The 8,647-nt window shown below is 26.9% G+C and carries 10 protein-coding genes; all 10 read left to right on the top strand.

Going from position 1 to position 8,647, the window contains the following annotated elements:
* On the top strand, positions 1–1,411 hold a 1,411-nt coding region (locus L8T82_RS07765), incomplete at its 5' end, for a glycosyltransferase family 2 protein (RefSeq protein ID WP_263726263.1).
* A gap of 22 nt (positions 1,412–1,433) precedes the next feature.
* Positions 1,434–2,849 carry a DUF6395 domain-containing protein gene (locus L8T82_RS07760; RefSeq protein WP_263726262.1) on the top strand — a complete coding sequence of 472 codons (1,416 nt, stop codon included), beginning with the start codon at positions 1,434–1,436 and terminating at the stop codon, positions 2,847–2,849.
* A 204-nt stretch (positions 2,850–3,053) separates the two neighbouring features.
* Complete coding sequence (locus tag L8T82_RS07755; protein WP_263726261.1) at positions 3,054–3,689, top strand: hypothetical protein; 636 nt, start codon at positions 3,054–3,056, stop codon at positions 3,687–3,689.
* Positions 3,682–4,317: an HAD family hydrolase gene (locus tag L8T82_RS07750; protein ID WP_263726260.1), complete on the top strand. Its 636-nt coding sequence runs from the start codon at positions 3,682–3,684 to the stop codon at positions 4,315–4,317. The genes L8T82_RS07755 and L8T82_RS07750 overlap by 8 nt, the downstream gene beginning before the upstream one ends.
* Positions 4,314–5,054, top strand: coding sequence for a glycosyltransferase family 2 protein (locus tag L8T82_RS07745; RefSeq protein WP_263726259.1), 741 nt, complete (start codon positions 4,314–4,316; stop codon positions 5,052–5,054). The genes L8T82_RS07750 and L8T82_RS07745 overlap by 4 nt, the downstream gene beginning before the upstream one ends.
* The gene (locus L8T82_RS07740; RefSeq protein WP_263726258.1) at positions 5,035–5,370 is read left to right on the top strand and encodes a nuclear transport factor 2 family protein; all 336 of its coding nucleotides are present in this window, start codon (positions 5,035–5,037) and stop codon (positions 5,368–5,370) included. The genes L8T82_RS07745 and L8T82_RS07740 overlap by 20 nt, the downstream gene beginning before the upstream one ends.
* Before the next feature lie 2 nt (positions 5,371–5,372).
* Entirely contained in the window at positions 5,373–5,705 is a 333-nt protein-coding gene (locus L8T82_RS07735) for a hypothetical protein (protein WP_263726257.1), read from the top strand.
* Positions 5,701–6,426, top strand: a complete 726-nt coding sequence (locus tag L8T82_RS07730) for a glycosyltransferase family 2 protein (protein ID WP_263726264.1) — start codon at positions 5,701–5,703, stop codon at positions 6,424–6,426. The genes L8T82_RS07735 and L8T82_RS07730 overlap by 5 nt, the downstream gene beginning before the upstream one ends.
* Complete coding sequence (locus tag L8T82_RS07725; RefSeq protein ID WP_263726255.1) at positions 6,423–7,310, top strand: TylF/MycF family methyltransferase; 888 nt, start codon at positions 6,423–6,425, stop codon at positions 7,308–7,310. The genes L8T82_RS07730 and L8T82_RS07725 overlap by 4 nt, the downstream gene beginning before the upstream one ends.
* Positions 7,307–8,647: hypothetical protein (locus L8T82_RS07720; RefSeq protein ID WP_263726254.1), on the top strand; the 1,341-nt coding region annotated here is incomplete at its 3' end. The genes L8T82_RS07725 and L8T82_RS07720, both read left to right, overlap by 4 nt.

Genomic DNA, 8,647 nt, shown 5'->3' with positions numbered 1-8,647 from the left:
GGCATTGAAATTAGCTAATGAGTTTTTGCATTATGAGGTGGAATATTTATTAAAAAAAAATATAGAGTTAGACAATATGGTTATAAAATTAAAAAAAGAAAATGATAAAATTCAGAATTTTATATCCTATAAGATTTCCCGTGCAATTTTAAGAAATTTAAAATTATACTCCTGGTATAAAATACCGTGTGAACTATTTTTAATATATAAAGAAAATAAAGAAAATAAAGAAAATAAAGAAAATAAAGAAAATAAAGAAAATAAAGAAAATAAAGAAAATAAAGAAAATAAAGAAAATAAAGAAAATAAAGAAAATAAAGAAAATAAAGAAAAGCTATTAAAGCATGGTTTTGTTTGTTGGTATTGCAATATTCTGATAGGGTTGAAAAAAGATAAGCAAGCAATACGATTTGCAGAAAATAATTTACCTCTATACTGTAAAAGATCTTTAGATATTTTATTGGCTAATGCTAAAATGAATGATGAGGAAAAGTGGCTTATTTATGTTAATAGATATCTAAAAAATTTTTGCAATTATCCTTTAAAGTTAAGAAAAATAGAAGACTGCAATGGATTGTTTTTTAGAATAGAGTGTCCAGTTGACTATAGTATTGATTGTGGGCCTTTGGTGAGTATAATTATGCCAGCATATAATGCAGAAAAAACAATAGGTTTTGCTATTGATTCTATTTTAAATCAAACTTATAAAAATATTGAATTAATCATTATAGATGATTGTAGTGTTGATTCTACTTTGGAAATTATAAAACAAAAGAAAAAGACGGATTCTAGGATAAAAATAATATGTAATGATCAAAATTTAGGGCCTTATGTTTCTAAAAATAAAGCATTAGACATTTCAAGTGGTGAATATATAACAGGACATGATGCAGATGATTGGGCGCATCCTCAAAGGATAGAAAAACAAGTAAATTTTATGTTGGAAAATAGAAAAATTAAAGCTTTGGTTGCAAAAAAAATAAGAATGGATATAGAAGGAAGAATTCATAATATTTACATTAGCAAAAATGGTAAAGATGATGGGGTTTTATCAATAGCTTATATATCTTGTATGATCGAGGCGGATTTTATGAAAAATGTGCTAGGTTATTGGGATAGTGTCCGTTTTGGCGGTGATTCTGAAATTATGAATAGAATTAAAAGGTATAACGAAAGCATATATCATGAGGAGGATATTTTTTCTATGATTTGTTTAGAAAGTGAAAATAGCTTAACAAATCATCCAGAATTTGGTGTTTCCAAAGTTTCGGGTATGTCGGCTATGAGAAAAGAATATCTTTTGTCTTTTAAAAAATGGCATATGCAATTACATGATAATTTTTATTTGGATTTTCCATTAAAAGAACGACCATTTTTTGCTCCATTGGAAATGCAAGTTGATGTTGTTTAGTTAAAAATGAAAGGAATTAGTTATGAAAGTTGAAATATCTTTTAATGATGTTTATGTTTTTTTTGATTTTTATTTAAATCAAAAAGAGGAGCAAAAATTACAGCATAAAGTTCATATGAACAATAGAAGTTGTTTTTTTAAATTACCAGTAAAAATAAATGAAAAAGACATTCATCCAGATTTACTGGCTATGGCAAGTCTTTTGTGTGTTTTCCCTTTTATATCAGATGAATTAGTTTTACCTTTTGGGGTGTCAAATGAATTTGCATGTATTGTAAAAAAGCAATTAAACATAGATATTCCTAAAAAAGATGCGAATCTTGCACCAAGAAAAATTGATAATGGAAGACCTGGTTTGGCTTATAGTGGGGGAGTAGACTCAACTGCTGCTTTATCGTTAATGCCGGAAAATACAGTGGTTATGTTTTTGGATAGAATCATGCCAAGTTTTAAAAAACATTTGTATGATAAAACAGCTCCACTGAGTGCTTTGAAGGATTTACAGGCTATTAGAGAAGAAGTATATTCTATTCCTACTAATTTAGAATATTTAAGAACCCCAGTAGGTTTTCCTGTGGACACATTTAACCCTGAAATCCCCTTAGCTGTTGGAATTCCTTTCTTGTTGTTAGCTGATATTTTTCAAATTGACAGTATTGGCACAGGCACTATTTTAGAAGTTGGCACAGGCACTGGTTTTGAAAAATTTCAAAATTTTGGTTTAACTCCTTTTGTGATTTCTTGGGCACCAATTTTTGAAATTATTGCTTGCGAGTTATTTTTTCCAACAATAGGATTATCGGAGGTTGCGACTACTAAAATCGATATTCAAAATCCTCATTCTTTATTTACAAGATCTTGTATGAGAGGTAATAGTTTACAGCCTTGCAATAAGTGTATAAAATGTTTTAGAAAAAATACACTAACAAAAGTTTTATTAAAACAGGATGTAAAACTAGAAGATATTGTTTTTAATATTAATAGTAGAGAAGTAATTTTAAATATATATCCTGATATTCATCGTGTACAAAATATTTATAGGTATATTGCAAACAAAGCAATTGCTAATCCGTTTTTTAATGAATTAAAAAAACGGATTAGCAATTCACAGGAAGATGTTTCTTGGATGGAACGCTGGTACTATAAAACAATTGTTTTTATTCCACAAAAATACAGAGAAGAATATTCTTCTAAATTATCTCGCTATATTGAACCAATGAATGAGAATGATATAGATTTTATTGAAAATTGGGAAAAAGATAAATATAAAAAGTCAGAGGAAACTATTAAAAAATGGCAAGAGTATTTAGATACACTAATAAAAGATGAAAAATTATTAGCTTACGCTCATTCTTTAAAACCCACTTTAAAACCCATAGAGTTTCAAAAAGAAAATCTATTCAAAAAAATGATAAAAATAATTGGATTAAAAAAATGAAAAATATTTTAGCTTTAAATAATGATGGTTTTGGATGTAGATTAGCCGCAATATTTAACGCTGTTGATGAGATTTTGTAAATGTGAAAATTATTATTTAATGATAGTTATAGTTTGCATAAGTATATTTTTATTTAAATTATGTAAAGATAGTTTTTATAAAATATATGTAATGTTATAAAATTTTTTATTAGGTGTTTTATATATGAAAATTATTTCTCATCGTGGATTTTGGATTGAAAATTCAGAAAAAAATACTTTAAAATCATTTGAACGAAGTTTTGAGAATAATTTTGGAGTTGAGACTGATTTACGAGATATGTTAGAGCAAATTGTTATATCACATGATATGTCAAATAGTAGTTGTTTGACTCTAGATGATTTTTTTGCTTTATGTAAAAGATTCTCTAATAATTTTCCTTTGGCATTAAATATAAAAGCCGATGGACTTCAAAGTATTTTAAAAGAGTTTTTAGAGAAATATGATGTTAACAACTATTTTGTATTTGATATGTCAGTTCCAGATGCTTTGCTTTATATAAAAGCAGGCTTTAATGTTTTTACAAGACAAAGTGAATATGAAGAACAACCTAGTTTTTATAATGAAGCATGCGGAGTGTGGATGGATGAATTTTATGAACATTGGATTAATGAGAAGATTATTCGAGAACATTTAGAAAATAATAAAAAAATATGTATTGTTTCCTCTGAATTACATAAAAGAGATTTTAAAAAAGAGTGGCAAGAATATAAAGAAATATCTAAAAAATTAGATAACGATGATAGTTTGATGCTTTGTACGGATTATCCTCTTCAAGCAAGGGAGTTTTTTAATGTGTAAAATTAAAGCGATACTTTTTGATATGGATGGGGTTTTAATTGAGGCTAAAGATTGGCATTATGATGCGCTAAATAAAGTGCTAAGACTTTTCGGAATGGAAATTTCTCGTATAGAACATCTTACAACCTTTGATGGTTTACCAACAAAAGATAAACTAAAAATGCTTTCTTTGGAAAAAGGTTTGCCTGTAGGTTTACATGGATTTATCAATGAGCTGAAGCAACAATATACCATGGATTTGGTTCATAGTTTATGCAAGCCAAGGTTTCACCATGAATATGCTCTTTCAAAACTTAAGGAGAGTGGTTACAAGATGGCTGTATGTTCTAATTCTATTAGAAATACTATAGAAATAATGATGCAAAAAGCTTCTCTTGATATATATTTAGATTTTTACATTTCCAATGAAGATGTTAGAAAAGGAAAACCTGATCCCGAGATGTATAATAAGGCTATAGAAAGAATGAATTTACGCCCAGAAGAATGTATGATTATAGAGGATAATGAAAATGGCATAAAAGCAGCTAGGGCTAGTGGAGCCAATGTAATGATAGTGGAAGAAATTACTGAGGTTAATTATGAAAATATAATAAGGCATATTAATAACTTCCAAAAGGAGAATAGATGATTGACATAGTTGTTCCTTTGGCGGGTAAAAGTTCTTTCTTTAGTGAAGATAAAGATGGTTTCCCAAAACCATTTATTGAAATTTGTGGTAAAACTATGTTGGAGCATTTTATAGAAAATTATGATAATATAAAAGAAAAACGCTTTATTTTTATTTTAAAACAAGATGATGTTCGAAAATATCATCTAGATGATGCTATTAATGTTTTAACTAATAATAAAAGCAAAATAGTAGTATTAAAAAATGAAACAGAAGGAATGCTTTGTTCATTTATGATGGCTATAGATGATATACAGAAAGACAATCCTGTTTTGGTGGTTAATATGGATCAAATTTTTAAATATGATTTAAGAGAGATTCTTTTTAAATTTGAGCAATGTGATGCCGGTGTATTAAGTTTTGAAAGTATTCATCCAAGATGGGCTTATGTAAAATGTAATGAAGATAACAATTTAGTCTTAGAATCTTTTGAAAAAAAACCTATAAGTAAAAATGCTATTGCTGGATTTTATTATTTTAAGAATTTAGACTTGCTATTTAATGCTGCTAAAAATGTTATAAAAAAAGATGTGAATTATATGGGAAAATATTATATAGCTTCAACTTTAAATGAGTTAATTTTAAAAAATAAAAAGGTGGTTAACATAACCATTGATTCAAATCGCTATTTCACTTTTTATAGTCATGCTAAAATTACTGAATATGAAAGGGTAAAAAATGCTAAAAGAGTTAACTAAACGATATATAAAAGTTTTTGATGAGAAAGATTTAAATGGTGTATCTTCGCTTTTCGATGATGATTTTGTATTAGAAGATCCTGTAGTTAAAAGAGTAGAGGGAAAAAATAAATCTTTAGAAGCTATAAAAAATATATTTAATAATTGCGATAAATTAAATTTTAGTGCTAAAAATATCTACATGGAAGGCAATATCACTATTATTGAATTTGTGTTAATTTTAGATGAACATAGATTGGAAGGTGTAGATATTATTAAGTGGGAAAATGAAAAAATGAAAGAATTAAGAGCTTATTTGGATATTCCTAAGGATTGAAAATGGAAATATTTGATTTACAAAGTATGATTCGCGGTTGGTTTATTGGAAATTTCAATCCAAGTGTTATAAAAACAGATTTGATTGAAGTTGGTATAAAACGTTATCAAAAAGATGATTGTGAAGATAAACATTATCATAAAATAGCCACCGAAATTACTGTAGTTATTGAAGGTAAAGTGCAAATGAGCGGTAAAATATATACAAAAAATGATATTATAGTTATACATCCAAAAGAATCTACAGATTTTAAAGCTTTGGAAGATACTATTACTGCAGTAGTAAAAATTCCAGGAGCTAATGATGATAAGTATATGGGAGAAATAAATGATTAATGTTGTCATACCTATGGCTGGTCTTGGTAGTCGTTTCACTAAAGCCGGATTTTCAAAACCAAAACCATTTATAGATGTTTTGGGTAAACCAATGATTGTTAGAGTACTTGAGAATTTAAGCATACCAAATGCTAATTACATTTTAATAGCTAGAAAAGAACATCTTGAAAGCGAGCAAGTATTAGTAGAATATATAAGATCAAATTTTAATGCATATTTTATAGGTATAGATAAATTAACAGAAGGTACAGCTTGTACAATTCTTTATGCTAAAAATAAGATTGATAGTGATGTACCATTACTTATAGCAAATTCTGATCAAATAGTTGATGTGGATATTAATGACTATATTCAAGATTGCATGAAGCGTGAATTAGATGGTTCTATTTTAACTTTTATAGATAATGAAAAAAATCCAAAGTGGTCTTTTGTTAAATTAGATTCGCATGATATTGTAGAATATGTAAAAGAAAAAGAAGCTATTTCTGATATAGCTACAGTTGGAATTTATTATTTTAGCAAAGGAAGCATGTTTGTAGATTCTGCGATAAATATGATCATAGAAAATGATCGTATAAATGGTGAATTTTATACTTGCCCTACATATAATTATGCTATAAAAAATAATGCAAGAATAGGTATATATAATATTGATTATAAACAAATGCATGGTATTGGAACTCCTGAAGACTTAAAAAAATATATAGAAAGGTTATTATGAAGAAAAAAGCTTTTATTTATGGATGTGCGCAATTGGGTATTCAAATTGCTTGGCATATAAGTGAAGATTATGATTTTTTAGGCTTTATAGACACAGATCCTAGAAAACATACTGCTAATGGAGGGGGATATATCAATATAGATGGTAAAAATTATACCGTATATCATCCCGATATTTTGAAAAATATGCAATTTGATAAGATATTTATAGGAAGTGAAGTTGATATATATATAAAACAAATCAAAAATATACTATTTAATTACGGCATAAAAGAAAATAGTATTGATATGAGTTTAACTTTTATACCTTATTATGCAAGATTAAATTTTATCAAATTACTATCACTAGAATTTGAAAATAAAAAAATCAAAGGATCTGTAGCTGAATTAGGTGTATTTAGAGGAGAAACAGCTAAAGAAATTAACAAATTTTTCAAGAATGATGTTTTTTATTTATTAGATACTTTTGAAGGCTTTGATATTAGAGATTGTAAAAATGAAAAAGAACAAGGTTTATCAAAAGCTAACATTGGTGATTTTAGCAACACATCATTAGATTATGTAAAATCAAAAATGTTGTATGTCGATAATTGTAGATTTGTAAAAGGATATTTTCCAGAAACTTCCAACCAAATTCCAAATAAAGAAGTTTTTAAATTTGTAAATATAGATGTGGACTTATATCAGCCAATATTAGCTGGTCTTGAATTTTTTTATCCACGAATGGTTGATGAAGGAGTTATACTTATACATGATTATTTTCATCCATATTATACTGGTTCAAAAAAAGCTGTTGATGAATTTTGTCTAAAATATAATTTAGAATTTTTCCCAATAGGCGATGCTTTTAGTGTGACATTGATTAAGAATAAGAAAAGTGCATGAGTCTTGATGTTAAGCGTTTTTTAGATAATTATATAAATGGGGAGAATTTATTTAAAGTTCTTCCTTATGAAACCACTGGAAAAAATACGGAAGTTGAGAAGCTTTATGGATATATAAAAAATATTGATCTTGATAGTATTGTTGAATTTTGGAAAGCCCAAGACAAAAGAAAATTTTTAGAGTTGCAACATCCATTGTATGATAATATTATCACAAGAGCAGTTTTTTCAAAATATGGACATATATTTTTTATAGATAAAAATAATCGTCACCCTTGGCTTTTATGGCAAAGGGTAAATGTTATTGATTGCATTTTAGTAGATAATAAAATTTATACATTTCCATTGTGTCCTCAACATTCTATTGATTTTGAAATATTCAATACAGTTGAAATTGATAAGTTGTTGTTTCAGGATATACCATTTTATTTTTGTTTAGGTAGTAGTAATGCTTATTGGCATTTCTTTTTTGAAGAAATAGCTAATTTATATGCTATTTTTCCGCAAAAAGGAATAGTTGAAGTATCAGATAAGTTGCTTTTTTCTCCAAAGAAAATTTTTAAAATAAATTCCAAGAATAACATTGCTGTTAATCCGAGAATAATTTCTTCATCCACATTAATTAATTATAAAAAAAATGATATTTTTTGCAACATGGGAAGAGAGATTTATAAAGAATGCTTAGCAAGTTGTGAATTAATTGAAGATCGTAGTCATTTTGAATTAGTCTTATGGTTTGGATTAACAACAAGAAATGATGGAAATAAGACTTGGTTAAATCAAGTAGATTGTATTGTAATGATAATAAGTTTTTTATCACATCATTTTAAAAACATAAAAGTATACCTAGATGGAGTCAGAAGCTATGAAGATAAAAAAAATTATAAATCTACATTCAATGCAAGTATAATTATTGATGTGATAAAAGCTCAATTAAGTCATATTAATAATATTATCATAGTTTCTTTGGATGGAACAACAATTAGAGAAGCTGTATGTTGTTGTAGTGAAGTAGACTTAGCAATAACAGAAGCTGGAAGTAGTTCAATGATCCCTAGTTTATGTTGCAATGTTCCATCTATATTATACGGCAATTATAATTATTTAAGACGTATTAGTAGGATGTATGCAAATAATAAATCAAAATGTATAGATAAAGAATTTGTAACATGTGTTGAAGATTTAAGTAAAAAAACACCAGGCAATTACAATTATTATATTTCAGAATTTGGGCTATATAATGTTGTATGTGATTATTTAAAAAACATCAAAAATATTGAAATTCAAAAATTTTCCGCTATGAATTTTTATGGGCATATAAATAATTATATCCAATTA

The organism is Campylobacter sp. IFREMER_LSEM_CL292 (assembly GCF_025771615.1).
Classification (GTDB): Bacteria; Campylobacterota; Campylobacteria; order Campylobacterales; family Campylobacteraceae; genus Campylobacter_D; species Campylobacter_D lari_D.
This window is presented reverse-complemented; position numbering and strand designations above follow the sequence as displayed.